This window comes from Rhizobium sp. RU35A (genome assembly GCF_900156005.1).
GTDB classification, from domain to species: Bacteria; Pseudomonadota; Alphaproteobacteria; order Rhizobiales; family Rhizobiaceae; genus Neorhizobium; species Neorhizobium straminoryzae.
In genome coordinates this window covers 115570-138434 of the sequence record NZ_FTMR01000001.1, presented here as the reverse complement: position 1 = coordinate 138434, position 22865 = coordinate 115570, and the positions used below count along the sequence as shown (strand labels likewise).

Sequence of the window (22865 nt, the reverse complement as noted above, 5' to 3'; positions counted from 1 at the left end):
GACGCAAGCGATGGCCTATCATATCAGTGGTGCGAGCCTCAGACGTTACGTGCTGTTCTGGTTCGGCGCGCTTCTTGTCTTCGTCCTGTTCCTGCTCGCCTTCCGCACCATCCTTCTGCCGTTCGTGGCGGGCATGGCACTCGCCTATTTCCTCGATCCGGTGGCAGACTGGCTGGAACGGCGCGGCCTTTCGCGCCTGATGGCAACGGTCGTGATCCTGATCGGCTTCGTGCTGATGTTCGCGATTGCCCTGATGGTGGTGATCCCGCTGATCGTCAGCCAGTTCAACGATTTCGCCAAGATGCTGCCGGGCTATATCACGCAGCTGCAGCAGGTGATCGCCAGCCCCGAAAACTCCTTCCTGCCGAAATGGCTGGTGACGCAGGTCCAGAACGCCAAGCAGAACTTTTCCAGCCTGATGTCGGAGGGCGCCGGTTTCCTCGGCGGCCTGCTCAGCCAGATCTGGAGTTCCGGCAAGGCCATCGTCGATGTCATCTCGCTGCTCGTCGTCACGCCCGTCGTCGCCTTCTACATCCTGCTCGACTGGGATCGCATGGTCGCCAAGGTCGACAGCTGGATCCCGCGCGATCAGGTGACGACGATCCGCCAGCTGGCGCGCGAGATGGATCAGGCGGTGTCCGGTTTCATTCGCGGACAGGGGTCGCTCTGCCTCATCCTCGGCCTCTTCTACGCGGTGGGGCTCTCCATCGTCGGGCTGAACTTCGGCCTTCTGATCGGTTTCGTCGCGGGCATGATCAGCTTCATTCCCTATATCGGCTCGCTGGTCGGGCTGGTGCTGGCCGTCGGCGTGGCGCTGATGCAGTTCTGGCCGGATTATCCCTGGATCATTGCCGTGGTCTGCGTGTTCTTCACCGGCCAGTTCATCGAGGGCAACATCCTGCAGCCGAAGCTCGTCGGCTCCAGCGTCGGGCTGCATCCGGTCTGGCTGATGTTTGCGCTACTGGCCTTTGGCACCATGTTCGGCTTCGTCGGGCTGCTGATTGCGGTTCCCGCCGCCGCCGTGGTCGGCGTGCTTGTCCGCTTCGCCCTCACACGGTATCTTCAAAGTGATATTTACTTCGGCCATTCGGCCGCGCTGCCCTGGGACGACAGGAACGGCGTGGAAGCCAGGGCCCTTGAAACGCCTCCGAACGACCATGACTGAGACGCTCGACAAACAGAAGCGTCAGCGCGCGGAACAGCTGCCGCTGGCGCTGACCCATGATGCCGCGACCGGCCGCGACGATCTCCTCGTCGCGCCCCCCGTCAGTGCGGCCGTTGCCATGATCGATGCCTGGCCGCACTGGCCGGCGCCTGTGGTGATCCTCACCGGACCCGCCGGCTGCGGCAAGTCGCATCTTGCCAGCATCTGGCGCGAACGCACCGGTGCCGCCGACATCCATCCGACCGCCGAAAGCGACGCGGCCCTCGTCGCCGCCCGCGGCCCCGTCCTCTTCGAGGATGCCGACCGGCGCGGCTTCGATGACAATGCGCTCTTTCATGTCATCAACAGCGTGCGCCAGCACCAGACGACGCTGCTCATCACGGCGCGGCTCTGGCCGATGTCCTGGCCGGTGATGCTTGCCGATCTGCGCTCGCGCCTGAAGGCCGCGACGGTGGTGGATATCGGCGAGCCGGACGAGGATCTGCTGGGGCAGGTGATCATCAAGCTGTTTGCAGACCGGCAGCTGCATATCGATGACCGCATCGTCGCCTATATCGTGGCGCGCATGGAGCGCTCGATGGAGGCGGCGCAAGGCGTTGTCGATCGCCTCGACCGGCTGGCGCTGGCGCGCGGTACGCGCATCACCCGCACGCTTGCGGCCGAAGTGCTGGAAAGCCTCGCCGGCCGGGACACCGCTGATTGACTGTCATCGCCGCGTCGTTGAAAAGGAATAGGGGCGAGTGCAACGTTCGGCGCATCGTCCGATGCGGTATGGCAATGGCAGAGGGAGCGACATGGACCAGATTTCCGAAACGCGGGAGAGCCTCCCGGAGATGACGGCGGAAGCTTCTGACCTGCTGACGAGCCCTGATCGCTTCATCAACCGCGAATTTTCCTGGCTCCAGTTCAACCGCCGCGTTCTTGAGGAGACGCTGAACACTGCGCATCCGCTGCTGGAACGCGTGCGCTTTCTGTCGATCTCGGCGGCGAACCTCGACGAGTTCTTCATGGTGCGCGTCGCCGGCCTCGAAGGCCAGGTGCGCCAGAGCATCGTGGTGCGCAGCCCCGACGGCAAGACGCCGGCCGAGCAGCTCGACGACATCCTGAAAGAAATCGACAATCTGCAGATGGAGCAGCAGGCCTCGCTCGCCGTGCTGCAGCAGTATCTCGCCAAGGAAGACATCCTGATCGTCAGGCCGGCGGCGCTGTCGCCGGAGGATCGCAACTGGCTCGCCAGCGATTTCGAGGACAATCTGTTCCCGATCCTGACCCCGCTCTCCATCGATCCGGCGCATCCCTTCCCCTTCATTCCCAATCTCGGCTTCTCGATGGGCCTGCAGCTCGACAGCAAGAGCGGTCGCGAGCCGATGACCGGCCTGCTGCGCCTGCCGCCGACGCTCGATCGCTTCATCCGCCTGCCGGACGAGGGCCAGACGATCCGCTACATCACGCTGGAAGACGTGGTGTCGATGTTCATCGACCGCCTCTTCCCCGGTTACGAGGTCAAGGGCGCCGGCACCTTCCGCATCATCCGCGACAGCGATATCGAAGTGGAGGAAGAGGCCGAGGATCTGGTGCGTTTCTTCGAGACGGCGCTGAAGCGCCGCCGCCGCGGCAAGGTCATCCGCATCGAGACCGATTCCGAAATGCCGGCGTCCCTGCGCCAGTTCGTGGTGCAGGAGCTTGGCGTGCCCGACAATCGCGTCGCGGTTCTGCCGGGTCTGCTGGCGCTCAACACCCTTTCCGAAATCACCAAGGCCCCGCGCGACGACCTGCGTTTCGAGCCATACAATGCCCGATTTCCGGAGCGCGTTCGCGAACACGCTGGCGATTGCCTTGCGGCCATCCGCGAAAAGGACATGGTGGTTCACCACCCCTATGAGAGCTTTGACGTTGTTGTGCAGTTCCTGCTGCAGGCGGCGCGCGATCCGGATGTGCTGGCGATCAAGCAGACGCTCTACCGCACCTCGAACGACAGCCCGATCGTCCGCGCCCTGATCGATGCGGCCGAGATGGGCAAGTCGGTGACGGCGCTGGTGGAGTTGAAGGCCCGGTTCGACGAGGAGGCCAATATCCGCTGGGCGCGCGACCTGGAGCGCGCCGGCGTGCAGGTGGTGTTCGGCTTCATCGAATTGAAGACGCACGCGAAGATGTCGATGGTGGTGCGCCGTGAGGACGGCAAGCTCAGGACCTACTGCCATCTCGGTACGGGCAACTATCATCCGGTCACGGCGAAGATCTACACCGACCTGTCCTTCTTCACCTGCAATCCGAAGATCGCCCATGACATGGCGAACGTGTTCAACTTCATCACCGGCTATGGCGAGCCGGAGGAGAGCATGAAGCTTGCCGTCTCGCCCTATACGCTGCGGCCGCGCATCCTCAGGCATATCGAGGAGGAGATCGAGCACGCAGAAGCCGGGCGCCCGGCGGCCATCTGGATGAAGATGAACTCGCTGGTCGATCCCGACATCATCGATGCGCTCTACCGGGCAAGCCGGGCCGGCGTCGATGTCGATCTGGTGGTGCGCGGCATCTGCTGCCTCAGGCCGCAGGTGCCCGGCCTTTCCGACAATATCCGCGTCAAGTCGATCGTCGGCCGCTTCCTCGAACACAGTCGCATCTTCTGCTTCGGCAATGGCCACGGCCTGCCCTCCGACAAGGCGCTCGTCTATATCGGCTCGGCCGACATGATGCCGCGCAACCTCGACCGGCGCGTCGAAACGCTGGTGCCGCTGCTCAATCCCACCGTGCACGAGCAGGTGTTGTCACAGATCATGCTCGGCAACCTGATTGACAACCAGCAGAGCTACGAGATATTGCCCGACGGTACGTCGCGTCGCATGGAGGTCCGTCAGGGCGAGGAACCTTTCAACGCGCAGCAGTATTTTATGACCAATCCGAGCCTTTCGGGGCGCGGGGAAGCCCTGAAGTCGAGTGCGCCGAAACTCATCGCTGGATTGATCTCCGGCCGCAAGAAATAGTGACGAATGGTACGATCTGAAGCCCAGGGGCGTCTCCCCGGAAGCGCTCCCGTTTCCGTTGTCGACATCGGCTCAAACTCGGTGCGCGTGGTGATCTATGAGGATCTGTCCCGCTCGCCGACCATCCTGTTCAACGAGAAGGTGCTGTGCGGGCTCGGCAAGGGCCTCGGCATCAATGGCCGCATGGACGAGGAGGCGGTCAAGCGCGCCCTGAGCGCGCTGCGTCGCTTCCGCGCGCTGTCCGATCAGGCCCGTGCGACGCGGCTGTTTGCGCTGGCGACCGCCGCCGCCCGGGAGGCCTCCAACGGCCCGGCCTTCATCGAGGAGGCCGAGCGCATCCTTGGCCAGCAGATCCGGGTGCTGTCCGGCGAGCAGGAGGCCTATTATTCCGCGCTCGGCGTGATCAGTGGCTTCAACGATGTGGATGGCATCGCCGGTGATCTCGGCGGCGGCTCGCTGGAACTGATCGACATCAAGGGCAGCAGCTTCGGCAAGGGAATCACGCTGCCGCTCGGCGGGTTGCGCCTGTCGGAATCCTCGGGAAATTCCCTGCAGAAGGCCCGAAGCCTTGCCCGCAACGAGGTCCGTAACGCCAAATTTCTCACCAAGGGAGAGGGACGCACCTTCTACGCGGTTGGCGGCACCTGGCGCAACATCGCCAAGCTGCACATGGAGATCACCCGCTATCCGCTGCATATGATGCAGGGCTACGAGCTGCAGCTGAACGAGATGCAGAATTTCCTCGATCAGGTGGTGCTGTCGAAGGATTCCAAGGATCCCGCCTGGCAGTCCGTTTCCAAGAACCGCCGCGCGCTTCTGCCCTTCGGGGCTGTCGCCATGCAGGAAGTGCTTGCCGTGATGAAGCCGGCCCGCGTGGTGTTTTCCGCGCAAGGGGTGCGCGAGGGGTTCCTCTTCTCCGAGCTTCCCGAGGACGAGCAGCAGAAGGATCCGCTGCTGCTTGCCGCCGACCAGCTCGCCATTCTGCGGGCCCGCTCGCCCGAACATGCGCGCGAGCTTGCGGACTGGACCGGCCGCATGGTGCCGATGTTCGGCATCGAGGAGACGGAAGAGGAGGCGCGCTATCGCCGTGCCGCCTGTCTTCTCGCCGATATCAGCTGGCGGGCCCATCCGGATTATCGCGGGCTGCAGGCGCTCAACCTGATCGCCCATTCCTCGCTGGTCGGCATCACCCATCCGGGCCGCGCCTATCTGGCACTGGCCAATTACTACCGGTTCGAGGGCCTGCATGACGACGGGGCGACAGGGCCGCTGTCGCAGATCGCAACGCCCCGGCTTCTGTCGCTTGCCAAGCTGCTCGGCGGGCTGCTGCGCGTCGTCTATCTGTTCTCGGCCTCGATGCCAGGGGTCGTGGACCATCTTTATTTCCGCCGCTCCGCAAGCCCCGATCTCGACCTCGATCTGGTGGTGCCGCACGACTACATTGATTTTGCCGGCGAACGTCTGGACGGGCGTCTTCAGCAGCTGTCGAAACTGACCGGCAGGCGGATCGCCTTCGTCTTCGAATAAGATCAGGACGCGCGGGGACGGGCCTCTGCCGTGCGGCCCTTGCCAGTGCGCGACAGGGCGTAGACGTTGAGCGGCTCGTCGCGGCCCTTGACAAGATGCGCTCCCATCGGCTCGGCCAGTGTGCCCTGCGGCAGGGTCAGCCGTTGCATCAGATCGCTGGAGATCAGCACGGGGCGCTGCAATGTCCTGCACAGGGCCTCGATGCGTGCGGTGGTGTTCACGACATCGCCGAAATAGGTGATCTTGTGGTGGAAGACGCCGATTTCGGCCGTCACCACCGATCCGCCATGCAGCGCGGCAGACAATTGCGGCACGCGCCCGAAATGGGTCTCCCACCATGCGGCACGCACGGCGATGTCATCGAGAATATCGTGCAGGCACTGCACGCAACGCGCCTCCTTCAGTCCCTCCTGCATCGGCCAGGTGACGATCGCGCAATCTCCGACATAATCATCGATCTCGCCCTGATGCTTGCGCACGTGGCCGGCGAAATCCGCAAAGAGTTCGCCAAGAAATTCCTGGGCACGCAGGTCGCCGAACCCGCGGGCATAGGCGGTCGAGCCGACGAGATCAATGAACAGGAAGATGCGTTCCTCCTGGACGGGCGTGCGGTAGCGCCCGGTCAGCAGGCTGAGGAAGACGCGCCGTCCGAGGAGCTGGCGGACGCGCAGGATGGTGATCCCGCTCAGGAAGAAGGCCAGCGTGTAGAGGAAGGCCGGTGGGCGGATCAGCAGCACCTGCTTCCAGTGCGCGTCGATCATACCGGTCGTCTTCATGATAATGCCGGCGAGGGCGAACCCGACGCCCGAAAGCACGAAGTAGATGCCGAGGCTCGAGAGGAAATAGGCCGGCGTCGAGAAGCGGCGGATGCGCTGCAGCAGGGCTGGCAGCAGCAGACCACCTTCGAAGACAATCAGCGGCACGCTGCAGGCGAGCGCGTAGAGCGAACCGATATAGAGTGCGCCATCGACCGAAAACAGCAGCATGAACAGCATGCCTGTCAGCGCGATGAAGGACAGCAACATGATGAGGCGCAGGCCGGAAAACACGGCCCTCGCATTGATGACGGTCCGTCTCGCCCGCGTCATGGTCCCTCTGTCATCTCCCGCGGCAGATGGGCTTTACGCCTCGTCTGCCAGCTTCCCGAAGCGCACAATACGAGCTTTGCGGTCCGAGACAACTGCGGCAATTTGTGGGTGGGCGGCGGGATCGCAACGGGAACTCTCGCGTTCTGACCGAGGTTCCTTTGCCATCGGGCTGCAGCACCGGGGGCAGCGTCCTTTCTTCCCTGGTGCGCAGCGTCACGGCGGATCAAGCCGGCGTGACCGCGCCACGACCATCACTGGACCGACGGGCTGCGGGTATGGTTATAGTCTTGTGGGGGCAACGGCAGTCATGATCTGATCGGGGACGTGGTGTGCCGAAAAAAGCATGGGGGATGAGGCGATTATCAGGAAATACGGTTGGTCGGTTCTCGGGCTCGCGGTCGTCGCGATCTCGGTCTGGTTTCTCTACAAGGAGCTGCGTGGTCTTTCTCTCGATGCGCTGGGCGACAGTCTGAAAGCCATATCGGCCATGCACTGGTGTCTGGCAGTGCTGAGTGCGCTCGGCGCCTATGTGGCGCTTGCGGGCTATGATGCGCTTGCGCTCGGCTATCTCGGGCGGCGGGTGAACGGATGGTTCATCATGCTCACCTCCTTCACCACCTATGCGCTCTCGCACAATCTGGGTGCTTCCGTGTTTTCCGGTTCGGTGATCCGCTACCGCGCCTATTCGTCGAAAGGCTTGAGCGCCATCCAGATCGGCCAGCTGGTGGCTTTCTGCTCGTTCACCTTTGCGTTCGGCACCATTCTCCTGTCCGGCATCACCCTGGTGCTCGAGCCCTCGCTCGGCGAGCGCTTCATCGAGGGTCTCTCGCCGGAGGTGTCGCGCGGGGCGGGCATCGCCGTCCTGTTGCTGACGGCAGCCTATGTCTATGGCAGCTGGCGCGGCTTCCGGCCGCTGGTGCTCGGTCCGATCCGTATCGCCTATCCGAACCTGCGGACGGTGATGCTGCAGCTGATCATCGGACCGGCGGAACTGATTGCGGCCGCCGCCATCATCTATTTTGCGCTGCCGGCTGCGGGCAATCCGGGCTTTTTCATCGTGCTCGGCATCTTCCTGATGTCGTTTTCGGCAGCCCTTCTGTCGACGGCACCGGGCGGGCTCGGCGTCCTGGAGCTGGTCTTCGTCAACGGCCTGCCGGAAATGGACAAGCCGGACGTGCTGGCGGCTCTCATCGTCTTCCGGCTGCTCTACCTGATCATTCCCTTCGCCCTGTCGCTGATCGTCGTTCTCGTCTTCGAGAAACGTTCGCTGAGCGCCGGCCGCTAGAGGGCTCTTGCATCCCTGAAACGGAAAACGGGCACCGGAAACCCGGTGCCCGTCGCATGTCTGAATGCCGTCGGCTCAGCGGGCAGCGAGGAAATCGGCCACGTCGAGCAGCACGAATTCGTTGTCGTCGGCTCTGTCGATGAAGCGGCCGATGGAGAAGGGCAGATTGTTGTCGTTGCCGACGATGATATGCGTGGCATCGACCACATCGACGTTCTCGATCGTCACGAAGGGCATGGTGTAGATGCCGTCCTTCGTGCCCTGCTTGGCCTTCTTGTCCGGGTCGGCGATGTTCATCAGATCGATATAGCCGATCTTGCGGACGGCCTTGCCGACATTGGCGTCGCTCATCTCGATCTTGTAGACGCGCTTGTGCCTGGCGGGCTTTTCGAAGCAATCGACCTGCGGCTTGGCCGGGTCGGCGCAGGCCTTGTCGGCGGTGCCTTCGCCGCCGTCACGCTCCAGAACGAGGCCGGTGGTGGCGTCGATCATGTTGAAATCGCCGATATTGGTGCCGCCGGCCGACAGCGGATAGAGCCAGCTGCGGCCCGTCCAGCCCTTGCCGGCCGTGTCGAATTCGATGACGCGCAGCGCGTTCTGGCCGTCCACCTGCTCGAACTTGCCGTCGCCCAGATAGAGCGGGCCTTCCAGCAGCGCATAAAGGCGCGCGCCGTCCGGCGACATGGCAAGGCCTTCGAAGCCGTTGGAGCGGCGCAGGTTGAAGGCCGGCATCGGCTTCGAGGGATCGGAGGGCAGCGCCAGCGTCGGATTGTCCGGCGACATCACGGTCTTGCCCTCGACGCTGGTCGAATAGACGGCGACCAGTTCGCCCTTCAGGTTGACCTTGATCAGGTAGGGACCGAATTCCTCGCCGATCCAGTAGCCGTCGGCCACCGGCTGGATGGATTCGATATCGAAATCGGAGCCGGTCAGATAACGCTTTTCCGTGCCTTCCATGACGATCGGGAAGGGCGCGATCTTGTTCGGGTCGGAGAGGAACACGGTCTCCAGGCGGTCGACCTTGTTGTTGGCCCAGTCCATCTTCAGGTGGTGCAGCATCAGCATCGCATCCACGGAGTTCAGCTTGCTGCCGAAACCGTTGTCGGAAAGGCTCCAGAACGAACCGTCCGGCATGGTCTTGATGCCGGAAAAGCCCTGCACGGCCTGACCGTCGAATGGCATCGAGAGGCCGGTCGGGTGAATGCCGTCCATGCCCGGCACGGTGCCGAGGCCATTGGCGCGCTTGCGGTCGGCGGTCGTGAACTTGGCGGCGGTCTTCAGCGCGTCCGGTGCATCGGCCGGAGCCGGAATGACGGTGTTGGCGGGCAGGATGGCCTGGGCCGAAAGCCTGGCCGGAAAGGCCTTTTCCTCGGCCTTGGCACCGATGGCAAGCGCCAGAACGGCGGCGGACGCGAGCAGGATCGTCTTCATCTTGTATCCCCCGATGATGGAATCGAACGGGGCATGATTAGAAAGGCTGAATGTCGCTCGCATTGCGGGGGAATGAAGTTTTGGTGACGTTTCAGCATCGCGCCGCGAGATGGCGCCTGCCTCCGGGCATCTCGCCGTCTGGCTCCGGGGGGCGAGCGGAAATGATCACGGGAGTGACCGGACGCATCCCTGACGATCGGGCGAAACGATCAGGCGGTGAGCGCCAGCAGCGCAAAACTCGCCAGCCAGTGTTCGCCCATGTAATCGCCCGCCACATGCGGCAGCGCGGTCGCCAGATGGTGTTCCGCTGCCGTCCCAATCACGCCGCGGCGCGGATCTCCCGCGGGCAGCGAAGCCGCCAGCGTCCGGAAACACCAGGCGCGGCTGAGGTTCAGCCCGTCCAGATGGGCGATCTTGCCATCGGAACGGTCGGACACGGTGGCGGGCGCAAACAGCGTCGCGGGCTCCTGTGCTCCGATCCGGGGCAGGAAGGCTCCGAACCAGGCGAGGAAGCGATCCCGCGGCAGAAGGCGACGCAGGCATTCCGCCTCGACAAGCGTTGACGACAGGAATTCGTCGCCGGACGGTTCGCCCCAGGCCGGGCAGTTTTCGTCAGCGCCATACCAGCGTTCCGCTGTCCCGGTCAGCAGCGCCATGAGATCGGCATCGCCGGCGGTTTCGGCATAATCGGCGGCAAGGCGGAGCGCAAAGGCCGTGTTGAAATGGGTTCCGACGCGCACCGGATAGGTGGCGAGCGGCAGGAAGGCCATGAAACGGTCGCGAATCACATCCGTCAGCGGTTGAAGGATCGCCGCCCAGCGGCCGTTTTCGAGCGGCATCAGGTCAGAGGCCAGCTTCAGCAGCCAGCCCCAGCCATAGGGCCGCTCATAGCCACGCGCCAGCGGCCGCGCGAAATAGGCGCGCTCGCCGGCCACAGCATCCGCCGTGATCTGCGCATCGAACAGGGCACGGATGCGGCCTGCCTCCTGCATGTCGGGAAAGCGTCGCAGCAGGCTTGCCAGCAGCCAGTAGCCGTGCACGCAGGAATGCCAGTCGAAGCTGCCGTAGAAGAGGGGATGCAGCGCGCGCGGCGTGCCGAGATCCTCGGGGCCTTCGAACCCATGCGCGAGGTGGTTCGGATATTCGCGGGTGACATGGCCGAGCGCGATCGCGGCAAAACGATCGGCAAGCGCGATGGTCAGCCCGGGGGCGCTCACCCCTCAAGCTCCACGGCTTCCACTTTCTTGTCGGCGAAGCGCAGCGCTACCTTGCCGGAAATCAGTTTCAGCGCCGGCTCGCCGAACAGGTCGCGGCGCCAGCCGGTCAGGGCCGGCACCTCGGCGTTTTCGCCATCCACGGCAATCTTGTCGAGGTCTTCGCTGTTGGCGATCACCTTGGCGGCGACGCCATGCTGTTCGGAGATCAGCCGCAGCAGAACCTTGAGCAGTTCGACGGCGGACTGCGCGCCTTCCGGCGTGTGCACGTGCTTTGGCGCATGCGGCATGTCTGCCTTCGGCAGCGCCAGCGCCGCATTGACCGCTTCCACGATCGCGGCGCCGGAAGACGAGCGCTCCCAGCCCTTCGGCACCGTGCGCAGGCGCCCCAGCGCCTCGGTATCCTTCGGCTGCTGCTGGGCGATCTCGTAGATCGCGTCGTCCTTCAGCACGCGTGAACGCGGCACGTTGCGGCTGCGCGCTTCCCGTTCCCGCCAGGCGGCGACGAATTTCAGCACGGCCAGTTCCTGCGGCTTGCGCAGGCGCGATTTCAGTCGCAGCCACGCGTCGTCCGGATGCACGTCGTAGGTTTCGGGGTTTTCCAGGATCGCCATTTCCTCGGCGACCCAGGTGGTGCGGCCTTCGCTGTCGAGGCGGCTGCGCAGGCTCAGATAAACGTCGCGCAGATGGGTGACGTCGGCCAGCGCATAATCCAGCTGCTTTTCGGAGAGCGGCCGGCGGCTCCAGTCGGTGAAGCGGGAGGATTTGTCGATCTGCACGTTCTTCGTGCGCTGCACCAGCTGGTCGTAGGAAATCGAATCGCCGAAGCCGCAGACCATGGCCGCCACCTGCGTATCGAAGATCGGATGCGGGATGAGCTTGCCGAGATGGTAGATGATTTCCAGATCCTGGCGCGCTGCGTGGAAGACCTTCACCACCGCCGGATTGGCCATCAGCGCGAAGAAGGGCGCAAGATCCAGCCCCTTGGCCATCGGGTCCACCAGCACCTCAAGGTCGGGGCTCGCCATCTGGATGAGGCAGAGTTCCGGCCAGAAGGTCGTTTCGCGGAGAAATTCCGTGTCGACGGTAACGAATTCCGACTGGGCGAGCTTGCGGCATGCTTCATCGAGGGCGGCGGTCGTGACAATCATCAGAATCGGTCGTGCGGCTTGAAGAAAGGGACGTGGTCAACCTTCCTTTCCCTTTCATCAGAGGATGTCAACAGAAGGCTGGTCTTCGCCGCCCGCATTTGCCGGTCCGCCCGCTATTCCCGGTGGAAAGTTCATGCCGGAAAAGCTCAGGGCGTGCGGCCAAGGCTTTGACGGAGCGTCTGGATATTGTCCCGGTGCACCTGCTCGTAAGGGGCGAAATAGCCGATGCTGCCGGTGGCGATTTCGGGTGCCACGAAGCTTTCCAGGCTCTCGGCGTCGAGCGACGGATCATCGATGCGCGACAGAAGCCGCTCCAGATAGGCGCGGTTGGCGGTGATGAGATCGGGGCTGTAGCCGCCGGCGGCAATCGCCGCCTCGCTGCCGTGATTGGGCAGGATGCGGTGCACCGGCAGGCTTGCGAGACGGTGAAGCTCCGCGATATGGCGGGAGATGCCGTGCGGCTCGGAGACATAGGTCACCGTGTCCTCCAGCGTGTCGCCCGCGAGAAGCAGCCGCTCCTCGGGCAGCCACAGCACGGTGCCATCGGCGCTGTGGATGTCGAACTGCAAAAGATGCGCCGTCCGGTCGCCGACCGTCAGCTCCAGCCGGTCGTCGAACAGCCGGTTCGGCGGCACCAGCGGATGGATTGGCGGGTCCTTGGCGGCAAGCGCCGCCTCGTTCTCGACCATCGCCAGCGCCGTCAGCGGATTGGCGATGATGGGACAATCGGCAAAGGCGGTGATGCCGGCAATGTGGTCGGTGTGCCAGTGGCTGAGCACCAGCGTGGTGTGCCGCACGCCGCGCTCGGCAAGATACCGGCGGATGAGGGTCGCATGCGCGGTCGAGATGTGCGTGTCGTAGACCAGCGCCTCGTCGCCGCAGGTCAGCGCATAGCTTGCGATGCCGAGCGCATAGGCGCCGTCATCCATCCAGTTGCGCGCGTCCGAATGGAGGCGCTTGCCCGCAATGCGGCCGTCATAGAAGGCAAGGAGGCCGGGAGCGGGTTCCAGCACCCGAAGCGTGGCGGTCAGGTCACTCATGTCTGTCTCCCGGTCGGGACGTTCGGCGCGTGGCGTCACACCACCCGCACATAGCTCGTCATGCCGGCCTTCTGGTGTTCGATGATGTGGCAATGCAGAACCCAGTCGCCCGGATTGTCGGCCACCAGCGCCAGCTGCACCTTTTCGTCCGGCAGCACGAGATAGGTGTCGGAAATCAGCGGCGGGACGCTGCGGACGCTCGAGGAGACGACCTGGAAATTCATCCCGTGCAGGTGGATGGGGTGCAGATGCGGCGTGAGGTTTTCCAGGTTGAGGAGATAGGTGCGCCCGCGTTTGAGTTCCGCCAGCGGCGCCGTCGGGTCGGAGGTATCGCCCGGCCACGGCACCTTGTTGATCGCCCAGAAGGAATAGCCGAGCGAGCCGCAGAAGGATTCGCGCGCCGCGTTTTCCGCGGTGGCGCTCAGCACCAGCGGCACCGCCTCGGCATTCTTGAGGTCCGGCGGCGTGAAGGGATTGGCGGCGAGCGCCGCAACGGCGCGAAGGTCGCGCTTCAGCGAGGAGCCGGTGGCGCGGAAGGTGGCGACGGTTTTCGCGGTGGAGGGGCGCGCATCGACGAGCGATGCCGTCTGACCTTCGCCATCCGGCATGCGCAGCACCAGATCGGCGCGCTGGCCGGGGCCGAGGACCGCCTGATCGAGCGGTACGGGCGCTGGCAGCGGCTGGCCGTCCAGCGCCACGATCACGGCGTCCGCCCCGGCAAGCTTGAGCGTATAGATGCGGGTCACGTCGGTCGCCACCAGCCGCACGCGCACCAGCCCGCCGGCGGGTGCATCGAAGGCCGGTTCCACCTGCCAGTTGGCGCCGCGCACGGTACCAAAGGTGCCGTTGCGGGCGGCGTCACGCGGCTTGAACTGCTCGATGAACTGGCCGTCGCTGCCCAGACGCCAGTCGCGCAGGTTGACGGCGATCTCGGCGTCGAAGGCGGGATCTTCGGGGTTTTCGACGATCAGCAACCCCGTCATGCCGCGGCCCATCTGGGTCAGCGTGTTGCAGTGCGGGTGATACCAGAAGGTACCGGCATCCGGCGGCGTGAAGGCATAGTCGAAACTGTCGCCGGTATAGACGTAAGGCTGCGTCAGGAAGGGGACGCCATCCATGCGGTTATCGACCCGCAGGCCGTGCCAGTGGATGGTTGTCGGCTCGTCCAGCCGGTTGATGAGTTTGGCGGCAAAGGGTTCGCCCTTGCGCAGCCGCAGCGTCGGCGGCATCGGCGGGCCGGTCATCGCATCCGCCGCGCCGTCCGCGCCGTATGTCATCACACCCTTCGTCAGGTGCTGGCCGTCCAGCAGCGCATCGGCAGTCTTTGCTTCCAGCGTCACCGGAGTGGCGGCCTCCGCGCTGCGGTAAAGGCTCGCGGCCCCCAGCCCGATGCCGTAGGCGCCAAGCGCTGCGGCGCCCTTCAGCAGGGTGCGGCGGGACAGGTGAACCATGGCGTGGCCTCCGGCTGGCATGCATCTGCGTCCTGATTAAAGCTGAGCGCAGCATTCAGCAATAGAGAGGGATACGCGAATTTGCCGCAGGTCACGACCGGGGCGGGCCGTCCTTGCCCTCGTCGCCCGGCGCGCCGGCCAGCCGGTTGAAATAGGCAGAGGTGCGCAAGAGCGCACGAAAACGCCCCGGTCGGCTTTCGGGCGGCACGGCGGGGCGGGCGCGCATGCGCACCAGCGTGTACCAGAGGAAGCCCATGAAGATGAACGAGGTGTAGATGAAGAACACCTGCGGCCCGATGAACTGCAACAGCAGCGAAGCGATCAGCGGCCCGACGGTCGCGCCGATCGACCAGAAGAACAGGAGGCCCGCCGAGACCAGCGCATGTTCGCCGGGCTTGGCGAAATCATTGCCATGCGCCGAACACAGCGAATAAAGCGGCATGGCGAAGGCGCCGTAGATGAAGATGGCGATGATATTGGCCGTCTCGTCGGTGCCGGCGAAGAAGGACAGGTAGCCGCCGGTCAGGATCGTGCCGATGGTCGCCCAGATGATCACCTTGCGCCGGTCGAGCCGGTCGGAAAAGATCCCGAGCGGATATTGCAGCACCACGCCGCCGATGATTCCGGCGCTCATGAAGGTGGCGATCTCGGTGATGTCCATGCCGATATCCTGCGCATAGATCGGCCCGATGTTGCGGAAGGCGGCCATGCTGAGGCCGACCGCGATGACGCCGACCACAGAGAGTGGCGAGATGCGCCACACGGCACGGATATCGTAACTGATCGCTTCCGGCGGCGTCGGGCTGGAGCGATCGGCAACCGAGATCGGGACCAGCGACAGCGCCATGGCAATGGCGATCAGCGAGAAGATTACCGGCCCTTCGACGCCGAAGGTCGGAATCACATATTGCGCCACCGTCACGGAACTGAGGTCCACCAGACGATAGACGGAGAGCGTGCGGGCGCGGTTCTCGTTGGTGACCTTGGCATTGATCCAGCTTTCCACCACGGCAAAGAGGCCCGCCACGCAGAGGCCGATGATGAAGCGCATCAGCGTCCAGAACAGCGGCGCGATGACGAGCGGCATCAGGATGGAACAGGAGGCGGCAATCGCCGCCATGGCCGCAAACGTGCGGATATGGCCGATCGAGCGCAGGATGCGGGTGATATAGAGGCAACCGAGCGCAAAGCCGATGCTGTAGCCCGCGCCGATCAGGCCGATGGTGGAGGGCGAAAATCCTTCCGCCGAACCGCGCAGCGCGATGAACGTGCCCTGCAGGCCGTTGCCGCCGATGAGAATGCCCGCCGTGACGAGAAGGGGAACAAGCGGACGTATGGTCGACATCGGCACCGGACAGCCATGAGAAGAACGCGGGGCCCTGCAACCTTCATCGCAAACCCTGCGATTCTTGTAGCCGCCTGCCGGCCGAGAAGATAGTTCACAGGATGAATTTGTCGATCAGCGGGCGTGATCGATGAGCACCACGGCGCCGGCAGAGGGCCTGCGCGGCGGGAATGTGCTTGAACGGTGGCCGACAGGCTTCTACCAATGTCGCGCGGGTGTGCCGTAGCGGGGTTCGGTCGGTATCCGCCTGACGACTGCCCGCCCCAAAGGTCGAGCCGGCGGCGGAGGCGGCGTGCCATGGATTTCCTGCTGATCGCAGTCTTTCTGGTCGGGGCGGCGATTCGTCTCTCCAGTCTCGTGGTCTCGAAGCGGCATGAGGCTGCGCTGCGGCGCGACGGTGCCGTGGAGCACGGGGCGCTCAACACCCGCCTGCTGGCGTTCGCCCACGTGTTCTACTATGTCGCCTGCCTCGGCGAGGGGATTGCACGCGCCACCCGGTTCGATGCGGTGTCGCTGACGGGATTTGGTCTCTATGGTGCCGCTATCCTGATGCTGGTCTGGATCGTGCGGCTGCTCGGGCCGATCTGGACGGTGAAGATCATGATCGCCCGCGATCATGTGGTGAACAGGCACTGGCTGTTCCGCACGGTGCGTCACCCCAACTATTTCCTGAACATTCTGCCGGAACTGATCGGCTTCGCCCTCATCTTCCATGCCTATGTGACGCTTGTCGTCGGTCTGCCGGTCTATCTGGTGATCCTGGTGATCCGCATTCGCCAGGAGGAAGCCGCGATGCGGGACCTGTTTTCCGCGAAGGACTGAGCCATGGCCGGCGGCGCGCGGACAGCCGCAATCGGGCGCAGAACCGGTTCCGCCTTGACAAAGCGGGCGGGCCATGCGCTTTTCCGCCCGATTTTCCCCTGCCGGCCCGGCCATTGCGGCGTGCGCCGGCACAAGTGATTCCAGGATCTCGAAAATGCACCGTTACCGCAGCCACACCTGTGCAGCCCTTCGCAAGTCCGATGTCGGCGAAACCGTTCGCTTGTCCGGCTGGGTTCACCGCGTCCGCGATCATGGCGGCGTTCTCTTCATCGACTTGCGCGACCATTACGGCATGACCCAGGTCGTCGCCGATCCCGACAGCCCGGCCTTCAAGGTGGCCGAGACCGTGCGCGGCGAATGGGTGATCCGCATCGATGGCGTCGTGAAGGCCCGCTCCGACGAGACGATCAACAAGCAGATGGCCACCGGCGAGATCGAACTCTATGCCAGGGAAATCGAAATCCTGTCTGCCGCCAAGGAACTGCCGCTGCCGGTGTTCGGCGAGCCGGACTATCCGGAAGATGTGCGCCTGAAGTACCGCTTCCTCGACCTGCGCCGCGAGACGCTGCACAAGAACATCGTGCGCCGCACGCAGATCATCGCCTCGATGCGGTCGGGCATGACCTCTGCCGGTTTTGCCGAATATTCGACGCCGATCCTGACGGCCTCCTCGCCGGAAGGCGCGCGCGACTTCCTCGTGCCGAGCCGCATCCATCCCGGCCAGTTCTTCGCGCTGCCGCAGGCGCCGCAGCAGTACAAGCAGCTCCTGATGGTGGCCGGCTTCGACCGCTATTTCCAGATCGCGCCCTGCTTCCGTGACGAAGACCCGCGCGCCGATCGCCTGCCGGGCGAATTCTACCAGCTCGACGTCGAAATGAGCTTCGTCACCCAGGAAGATGTCTGGGGCACGATGGAGCCGATGATGACGAAGGTCTTCGAGCAGTTCGCCGAAGGCAAGCCGGTGACAAAGCAGTGGCCGCGCATTCCTTACGACGAGGCGATCCGCAAGTACGGTTCCGACAAGCCGGACCTGCGCAACCCGATCGAGATGCAGAACGTCACCGAGCATTTTGCGGGCTCCGGCTTCAAGGTCTTTGCGAACATGATCGCGTCCAACCCGAAGGTTCAGGTCTGGGCGATCCCGGCCAAGACCGGCGGCTCCCGCGCCTTCTGCGACCGCATGAACGCCTGGGCGCAGTCCGCGGGTCAGCCCGGCCTCGGCTATATCTTCTGGAAGGAAGAGGACGGCAAGATCGGCGGTTCCGGCCCGCTCGCCAAGAACATCGGCGAGGAGCGCACGGAAGCCGTCCGCACGCAGCTCGGCCTTGAGGCTGGCGATGCCTGCTTCTTTGTCGCTGGCGAACCCGCCAAGTTCTACAAGTTTGCCGGTGAAGCGCGCACCCGCGTCGGCGAGGACCTGAACCTCGTTGATCGTGACCGCTTCGAGTTCTGCTGGATCGTCGACTTCCCCTTCTTCGAATGGAACGAGGAAGACAAGAAGATCGACTTCGCGCACAACCCCTTCTCGATGCCGCAGGGCGGTCTGGAAGCGCTGGAGAGCCAGGATCCGCTCACCATCAAGGCGTTCCAGTATGATGCTGTCTGCAACGGCTTCGAGATCGCGTCCGGTTCGATCCGCAACCAGTCGCCCGAATTGATGGTCAAAGCCTTCGAACTGGTCGGCCTTTCCAAGGCGGATGTGGAAGAGCGTTTCGGCGGCATGTACCGCGCCTTCCAGTATGGCGCGCCTCCGCATGGCGGCTGCGCCTTCGGCATCGACCGTATCGTCATGCTGCTGGTCGGTGCGAAGAACCTGCGCGAGATCACGCTGTTCCCGATGAACCAGCAGGCGCAGGATCTTCTGATGAACGCGCCCGCACCGGCCATGCCGAAGCAGCTGATGGAGCTGTCGCTGCGCGTCATCCCGCCGCAGAAGAAGGACTGAGGGGCTAGCCCCTCCCTTTGGAGAGATCAGACGCCGCCGGTGAGCCTCTCGCCGGCGGCGTTTTCACATTCGCGTGCGGTGCGGCCCAGTCGGTTGCATTGCCACAAAATGGCCGGGGAGCGGGCGATCATCGGCAGGGCAGGGCGCCGCTTCCGCAGCATACGGGGATGCGGAAGAGCGACGTTCTTCATGACAGATCAATGGAGATAGCCATGCGTAACCTTCGTTCCCTCGTTCTTGCCGGCGCCGGTCTTGCGGCCGTGATCGCCGGCACCGCCTTTGCCCGTGATTCCATGCACGACATGACCGTCCGCCTGCCGGATGGCAGCATCGAGCACATCCGCTACCTCGGCGACCAGCCGCCGAAGGTAAGCTATGACACGCGCAGCGACCGCATCCTGGTGCCGGTCTTCGATGACGGTCTTGCCGCCGATCCCTTCGCCGCAATCGAGCAGATCTCGGCCGCGATGGATCTGCAGGCGGCCCGCATGATGCAGGCGTTTGATCACGCTGCACCTCTGACCGCACCTCTGGCGGCGGCCGGCCCCGGCCTTCTCACGGTCGACATGAGCCACCTGCCGCCCGGCGTGCAGGGCTATTCCGTCTATTCCGTGACGAGCGGCGGCAAGACCTGCTCGCAGGCGATCCGCTACCTGAATGACGGCAGCGGCGCGCCGAAGGTGGAAAAGACCGCATCGGGCAATTGTGATGCCATAGCGCCGTCCGTCTCGCCGCGCACGGTACGCCTCGCACCGGCGGTGCCCGCCGCGCCACAGCCGGCCGCACCGGTCCAGACGGCACCCTCGAACGGCCGCAACGGCAACATCATCGAGGCCAGCATCGCGGCGGACCGGACGGGGGTCCCTGCACAGCGCCTGCTGCGCAGTTTCTGACTGTTGTCTGATCACTTTGGCGGAGCGGGGCGGCCTCAGGGCGTCCCGCTCCGCGGAACCATCTCCCGGGCCGGACATTGTCCCGCCAGCATCAACGCCCGAGGAGAGCATCATGCTGAAGACCATCAGCCACACCCTCATGGCCGCATCGGCGGCCCTTCTCATCTCGACCACGGCCTTCGCCCAGTCGACCGTCATCGTCACCGACCAGCCCGCGCCGGGCGCCGTCGTCGTGCGCGAGGTTCCCTCCAGTGTGCGCACCTATGTCATGCGCCAGGAGGTGCCGTCGGTGAACTATAATGGCGACGTGCTGGTCGGCCGCGTCCTGCCGCAGGAGGTGGAGACCCACGTGATCGACGGCGATGGCGGCTATGCCTATACCATTGTCAACCAGCGTCGCGTGGTGGTGGACCCGGAAACCCGCGAAGTGATCGAGGTTCTGGACTGATCCTTTGCAAGAGCGACATCTGTCGATGGGCAGGCGGGAAACCGCCTGCCCATATCGTTTTACGGCCCCGTCTCTCCGGTGCGCGTCGAACTGGCAGGTGAAGCGGGGACGAAAGGCGGTGCCTGTCGTCCTGCAATCCCTTGTTGGTGCGGTCAATGCCGCAGCCGCGATCCGTGTGGTGACAACAGCGTAAAACTGTTGCCAAAGCTTTTCCGAAGTGGAAAAGTGTCGACATGTTGTCCGGCAAAATTCAAGGTGTTTTCAAAACGTTTTTTCAATCCTGATTGGCGTAACCTAAGACGTTCTCAAAGAGGAGAGGGTGTCGGATGTATGTGCTTTACGCCACGCGGGGATCAGGTAACTGTTTCAAGCCGTTTCTGACCTTGTGTCAGCTTTCCATTTCCTTTTCTGTACTTGAGGTGGATGTCCTGAAGGGCGAGACACGCGGAGATGCGTTTCGCCGGATCAATCCTGCCGGCGCCGTGCCCTATCTGATGACCACGCAGGGTGTGGGCCTCGGCGAATCCAACGCCATGCTGTGGCTGATCGCGGATGGATCCTCCCTGATGCCGCAGACCGCTCTGGAACGGGCCAGAAGCCTGCAATGGATGTTCTTCGAGCAGTCCAAGCTGGAGCCCCATATTTCGCCCGCCCGATTCCTCGGCCACATCGCGCCGCATCTCGGCAAGGGCCGCGAGGCGGACATCGCCGCCTGGCGCGAGAAGGCGAGGGCAGGGCTGGCAACACTCGATGCGCACCTGGCCGGCAATGCCTTCATGCTCGGCGACCGCTACGGCATCACCGACATCGCCCTTTATGGCTATGTGCATGTGGGCGACGAGGCCGGCATCGCCATGCAGGACTTCCCCTCCGTCTGTTCCTGGATGGAGCGGGTGCGCGAGCAGCCAGGCTACGTGCCGCTTTCGGAGCTCTGTTCCACTGCCAAACCCTTTGCTGCCGGACATGCTGCATGACAAAGGGCAGGGCCCACGCGACGGATCTCTTTGTCGCCGAGCAACCGGTGGGGCTGGTCAGCGACAGCCGCTGGATGCTGGAGCGGCTGAGCACTGCCGTGTGGGTGTTCGATTTCGACCACGGCCGGGTTGTGTGGGCCAATGCGGCGGCGCTGGAAATCTGGGCGGCCGATACGGCAGCAGAGCTTTATGCGCGCGACCTGAAGAACGGCATGTCGCCGGCGGTCGAGCGGCGTCTGCGGCAATACCAGGCCGATTTCATCGCCCGTGATGCCGTGTTCTCCGAAATGTGGACGCTTTATCCCCGCGGCGTGCCGCGCCCTTTGCGCGTGCGCTTCAGCGGAGTCAGGCTGGAAGACGGGCGCATGGCCATGCTCTGCGAGGGCCGGGACGAGGCGGGGCTGCCGCCGGAGGCGCTGCGCAGCGCCGATGCGCTGCTGCATACGCAGCTGATGATTTCCCTGCATGATCGCAGCGGCCGCACGCTTTATTGCAATCCGGCGGCGCGGGCCAGCTTCGATGCCAATCATGACCAGCTTGCCCGGCGTTTCGTTCGCCCGGACGATTACGAGGCGCTGTTGTCCGGCGTCGGTACCAATGGCGAGGTGAGCTTGATCGCCGAGGTGTCCACCTCGCGCGGCATCCGCTGGCATGAGATGACGGCGCGCGCCTGCCACGATCCCGCGTCCGGCCAGCCCTCGATCCTGATCAGCGAGACGGATGTGAGCGAGTTGAAGGAGGCGGAAGAGCTTGCCCATTCGCGTGCGCATCATGACCCGCTCACCGGCCTGCCGAACCGGCTTGCCATGCCGCTTCTGTTCGAGACGCTGGTGCGCCGCACGGAGGAAACCGGGGCGGGTATCGGCGTGCTGTTCATCGACCTCGATCAGTTCAAGGCCATCAACGACACGCTCGGCCATCTGCAGGGCGATGCGGTGCTGATGGAGGTGTCCCGACGGCTTTTTGCCCTGCGCGGCAAGCATGATGCCGTGATCCGCCTGGGGGGCGACGAGTTTCTGTTCCTGGCGGCGGAGGAGCCGTACGAGAAGGGCCGCATCGAGGAGCTCGCAGGGCAGATCCTGACGCAGCTCGCCATGCCCGTCCAGGGCGCCCGCCGCAAGCTGATGGTGACGCCGAGCGTCGGCATTGCCCGCTTTCCCGAACAGGGCAGTGATCCGCAGCTTCTGATGCAGAAGGCGGATCTGGCCATGTACGAGGCAAAGGCGGCCGGGCGCAACCAGTTCTGCGTCTACGAGGAGCGCATGCGCCACCGCCGCGACGATGCGATGGAGCTTCTGGCGGATCTGCGGGAAGGGTTGCGGCGCGGCCAGATCGAAGCCTATTACCAGCCGCGCTGTTCGGCTGGAGATGGGCGTATCGTGGCGGTGGAAGCGCTCGCCCGCTGGAACCATCCGGATCGCGGACTGGTTTTCCCATCGGAATTCATCCCGCTGGCGGAAAAGGCCGGGCTGGTCAACCAAGTTGGCGCCATGATCCTCGAGCAGGCGTTGCGCCAGCAGCGCATCTGGACAGAGGCCGGCTTCGATCTCGCCGTTTCCGTCAATGTGTCCCTGCGCCAGTTGTGCGAGGCTGATTTTTCAGCCCTCGTGTGCCGCCTGATGGCCTGTTACGATGTCGATCCCGGCAAGCTGGAACTGGAGCTGACCGAAACGCTGCTGCTGGAAAGCAATCCGGTGGTGCACGAAAATCTGGCACAAGTACGGGCGCTCGGCGTGCGTATCGCGATCGATGATTTCGGCACGGGCTATTCCAATCTCGCGCGCCTGAACGAGATGGCCGTCGATTGCATCAAGATCGATCGCAGCCTGATCGGTGGCCTGCCGCGCAACGAGCAGATCCTGAGGCTCGTCATCGATATGTGCAATTTCATGCAGGTGCGGATCGTGGCGGAAGGCATCGAGACGCAGGCTGCCGCAGACTGGGCCTTTGCCCATGGCTGCCACGAACTGCAGGGTTTCCTGTATGGCCGGCCGGTGCCGGTGCCGGAACTGGAGGCCATGCTGTACAGCCAGAGGGAAGAGGATGCCCGGGCAGACAGCGCGCGGCATCTGGCGCTCGGCTGTCTGTGACCGTGGGCCAGA

Annotated in this window: 18 protein-coding genes; 11 read left to right on the top strand and 7 right to left on the bottom strand. The window is 64.2% G+C overall.

The annotated features are described in order from the left end of the window. The first annotated feature begins 10 nt into the window (after positions 1-10). The 4 genes from F3H95_RS00820 to ppx all read left to right on the top strand — a co-directional run bounded on the left by F3H95_RS00820 (position 11) and on the right by ppx (position 5676). Positions 11-1165 (top strand): AI-2E family transporter, encoded by a 1155-nt coding sequence (locus F3H95_RS00820; protein WP_143125542.1) that lies wholly within the window; start codon positions 11-13, stop codon positions 1163-1165. Further along, on the top strand, positions 1158-1868 hold the full coding sequence (gene hdaA / locus F3H95_RS00815) for a DnaA regulatory inactivator HdaA (RefSeq protein ID WP_143125541.1): 711 nt from the start codon (positions 1158-1160) through the stop codon (positions 1866-1868). Before F3H95_RS00820 ends, hdaA begins: the two co-directional genes overlap by 8 nt. A gap of 91 nt (positions 1869-1959) precedes the next feature. Further along, positions 1960-4149, top strand: a complete 2190-nt coding sequence (locus F3H95_RS00810; RefSeq protein ID WP_143125540.1) for an RNA degradosome polyphosphate kinase — start codon at positions 1960-1962, stop codon at positions 4147-4149. Positions 4150-4155: 6 nt separating this feature from the next. Continuing rightward, positions 4156-5676: an exopolyphosphatase gene (gene ppx, locus F3H95_RS00805; protein ID WP_143125539.1), complete on the top strand. Its 1521-nt coding sequence runs from the start codon at positions 4156-4158 to the stop codon at positions 5674-5676. 2 nt (positions 5677-5678) lie between these two features. Here the strand turns inward: ppx and F3H95_RS00800 are convergent, their stop codons facing one another. After that, positions 5679-6764: an adenylate/guanylate cyclase domain-containing protein gene (locus F3H95_RS00800; RefSeq protein WP_149744604.1), complete on the bottom strand. Its 1086-nt coding sequence runs from the start codon at positions 6762-6764 to the stop codon at positions 5679-5681. A gap of 343 nt (positions 6765-7107) precedes the next feature. Between F3H95_RS00800 and F3H95_RS00795 the strand changes: the two genes are divergently transcribed. After that, positions 7108-8049, top strand: coding sequence for a YbhN family protein (locus F3H95_RS00795; protein WP_143125612.1), 942 nt, complete (start codon positions 7108-7110; stop codon positions 8047-8049). Between the two features lie 75 nt (positions 8050-8124). Here the strand turns inward: F3H95_RS00795 and F3H95_RS00790 are convergent, their stop codons facing one another. The 6 genes from F3H95_RS00790 to F3H95_RS00765 all read right to left on the bottom strand — a co-directional run bounded on the left by F3H95_RS00790 (position 8125) and on the right by F3H95_RS00765 (position 15681). Next, positions 8125-9480: an esterase-like activity of phytase family protein gene (locus F3H95_RS00790; protein ID WP_149744603.1), complete on the bottom strand. Its 1356-nt coding sequence runs from the start codon at positions 9478-9480 to the stop codon at positions 8125-8127. Between the two features lie 209 nt (positions 9481-9689). Further along, the gene (locus F3H95_RS00785) at positions 9690-10697 is read right to left on the bottom strand and encodes a DUF2891 domain-containing protein (protein ID WP_149744602.1); all 1008 of its coding nucleotides are present in this window, start codon (positions 10695-10697) and stop codon (positions 9690-9692) included. Beyond that, entirely contained in the window at positions 10694-11845 is a 1152-nt protein-coding gene (gene rnd / locus F3H95_RS00780; RefSeq protein ID WP_143125535.1) for a ribonuclease D, read from the bottom strand. The genes F3H95_RS00785 and rnd overlap by 4 nt, the downstream gene beginning before the upstream one ends. A 146-nt stretch (positions 11846-11991) precedes the next feature. Continuing rightward, positions 11992-12885, bottom strand: a complete 894-nt coding sequence (locus F3H95_RS00775) for an MBL fold metallo-hydrolase (protein ID WP_149744601.1) — start codon at positions 12883-12885, stop codon at positions 11992-11994. Positions 12886-12920: 35 nt separating this feature from the next. Beyond that, complete coding sequence (locus F3H95_RS00770) at positions 12921-14336, bottom strand: multicopper oxidase family protein (RefSeq protein WP_149744600.1); 1416 nt, start codon at positions 14334-14336, stop codon at positions 12921-12923. 91 nt (positions 14337-14427) lie between these two features. Beyond that, positions 14428-15681 (bottom strand): MFS transporter, encoded by a 1254-nt coding sequence (locus F3H95_RS00765; protein ID WP_149744599.1) that lies wholly within the window; start codon positions 15679-15681, stop codon positions 14428-14430. Between the two features lie 297 nt (positions 15682-15978). Here F3H95_RS00765 and F3H95_RS00760 point away from each other — a divergent pair, with 297 nt between their 5' ends. The 6 genes from F3H95_RS00760 to F3H95_RS00735 all read left to right on the top strand — a co-directional run bounded on the left by F3H95_RS00760 (position 15979) and on the right by F3H95_RS00735 (position 22853). Further along, on the top strand, positions 15979-16503 hold the full coding sequence (locus tag F3H95_RS00760) for an isoprenylcysteine carboxyl methyltransferase family protein (protein WP_188134257.1): 525 nt from the start codon (positions 15979-15981) through the stop codon (positions 16501-16503). Between the two features lie 154 nt (positions 16504-16657). Further along, on the top strand, positions 16658-18448 hold the full coding sequence (gene aspS / locus F3H95_RS00755) for an aspartate--tRNA ligase (protein ID WP_143125531.1): 1791 nt from the start codon (positions 16658-16660) through the stop codon (positions 18446-18448). Between the two features lie 212 nt (positions 18449-18660). After that, a complete protein-coding gene (locus F3H95_RS00750; RefSeq protein ID WP_149744598.1) occupies positions 18661-19341 on the top strand; it encodes a hypothetical protein in 681 nt (226 codons plus the stop codon). A 124-nt stretch (positions 19342-19465) separates the two neighbouring features. Further along, the gene (locus F3H95_RS00745; protein ID WP_149745071.1) at positions 19466-19789 is read left to right on the top strand and encodes a DUF1236 domain-containing protein; all 324 of its coding nucleotides are present in this window, start codon (positions 19466-19468) and stop codon (positions 19787-19789) included. A gap of 326 nt (positions 19790-20115) precedes the next feature. Beyond that, entirely contained in the window at positions 20116-20763 is a 648-nt protein-coding gene (locus F3H95_RS00740; RefSeq protein WP_149744597.1) for a glutathione S-transferase family protein, read from the top strand. Then, entirely contained in the window at positions 20760-22853 is a 2094-nt protein-coding gene (locus F3H95_RS00735; RefSeq protein ID WP_149744596.1) for a bifunctional diguanylate cyclase/phosphodiesterase, read from the top strand. The genes F3H95_RS00740 and F3H95_RS00735 overlap by 4 nt, the downstream gene beginning before the upstream one ends. Positions 22854-22865 lie beyond the last annotated feature (12 nt).

Bases quoted from the DNA above. Each gene is read 5' to 3' on its own strand.
- F3H95_RS00820 (WP_143125542.1), top strand. From the start codon at position 11: ATGGCCTATCATATCAGTGGTGCGAGCCTCAGACGTTACGTGCTGTTC.
- hdaA (WP_143125541.1), top strand. From the start codon at position 1,158: ATGACTGAGACGCTCGACAAACAGAAGCGTCAGCGCGCGGAACAGCTG.
- F3H95_RS00810 (WP_143125540.1), top strand. From the start codon at position 1,960: ATGGACCAGATTTCCGAAACGCGGGAGAGCCTCCCGGAGATGACGGCG.
- ppx (WP_143125539.1), top strand. From the start codon at position 4,156: ATGGTACGATCTGAAGCCCAGGGGCGTCTCCCCGGAAGCGCTCCCGTT.
- F3H95_RS00800 (WP_149744604.1), bottom strand. From the start codon at position 6,764: ATGACGCGGGCGAGACGGACCGTCATCAATGCGAGGGCCGTGTTTTCC.
- F3H95_RS00795 (WP_143125612.1), top strand. From the start codon at position 7,108: ATGGGGGATGAGGCGATTATCAGGAAATACGGTTGGTCGGTTCTCGGG.
- F3H95_RS00790 (WP_149744603.1), bottom strand. From the start codon at position 9,480: ATGAAGACGATCCTGCTCGCGTCCGCCGCCGTTCTGGCGCTTGCCATC.
- rnd (WP_143125535.1), bottom strand. From the start codon at position 11,845: ATGATTGTCACGACCGCCGCCCTCGATGAAGCATGCCGCAAGCTCGCC.
- F3H95_RS00775 (WP_149744601.1), bottom strand. From the start codon at position 12,885: ATGAGTGACCTGACCGCCACGCTTCGGGTGCTGGAACCCGCTCCCGGC.
- F3H95_RS00770 (WP_149744600.1), bottom strand. From the start codon at position 14,336: ATGGTTCACCTGTCCCGCCGCACCCTGCTGAAGGGCGCCGCAGCGCTT.
- F3H95_RS00765 (WP_149744599.1), bottom strand. From the start codon at position 15,681: ATGTCGACCATACGTCCGCTTGTTCCCCTTCTCGTCACGGCGGGCATT.
- F3H95_RS00760 (WP_188134257.1), top strand. From the start codon at position 15,979: ATGGATTTCCTGCTGATCGCAGTCTTTCTGGTCGGGGCGGCGATTCGT.
- aspS (WP_143125531.1), top strand. From the start codon at position 16,658: ATGCACCGTTACCGCAGCCACACCTGTGCAGCCCTTCGCAAGTCCGAT.
- F3H95_RS00750 (WP_149744598.1), top strand. From the start codon at position 18,661: ATGCGTAACCTTCGTTCCCTCGTTCTTGCCGGCGCCGGTCTTGCGGCC.
- F3H95_RS00740 (WP_149744597.1), top strand. From the start codon at position 20,116: ATGTATGTGCTTTACGCCACGCGGGGATCAGGTAACTGTTTCAAGCCG.
- F3H95_RS00735 (WP_149744596.1), top strand. From the start codon at position 20,760: ATGACAAAGGGCAGGGCCCACGCGACGGATCTCTTTGTCGCCGAGCAA.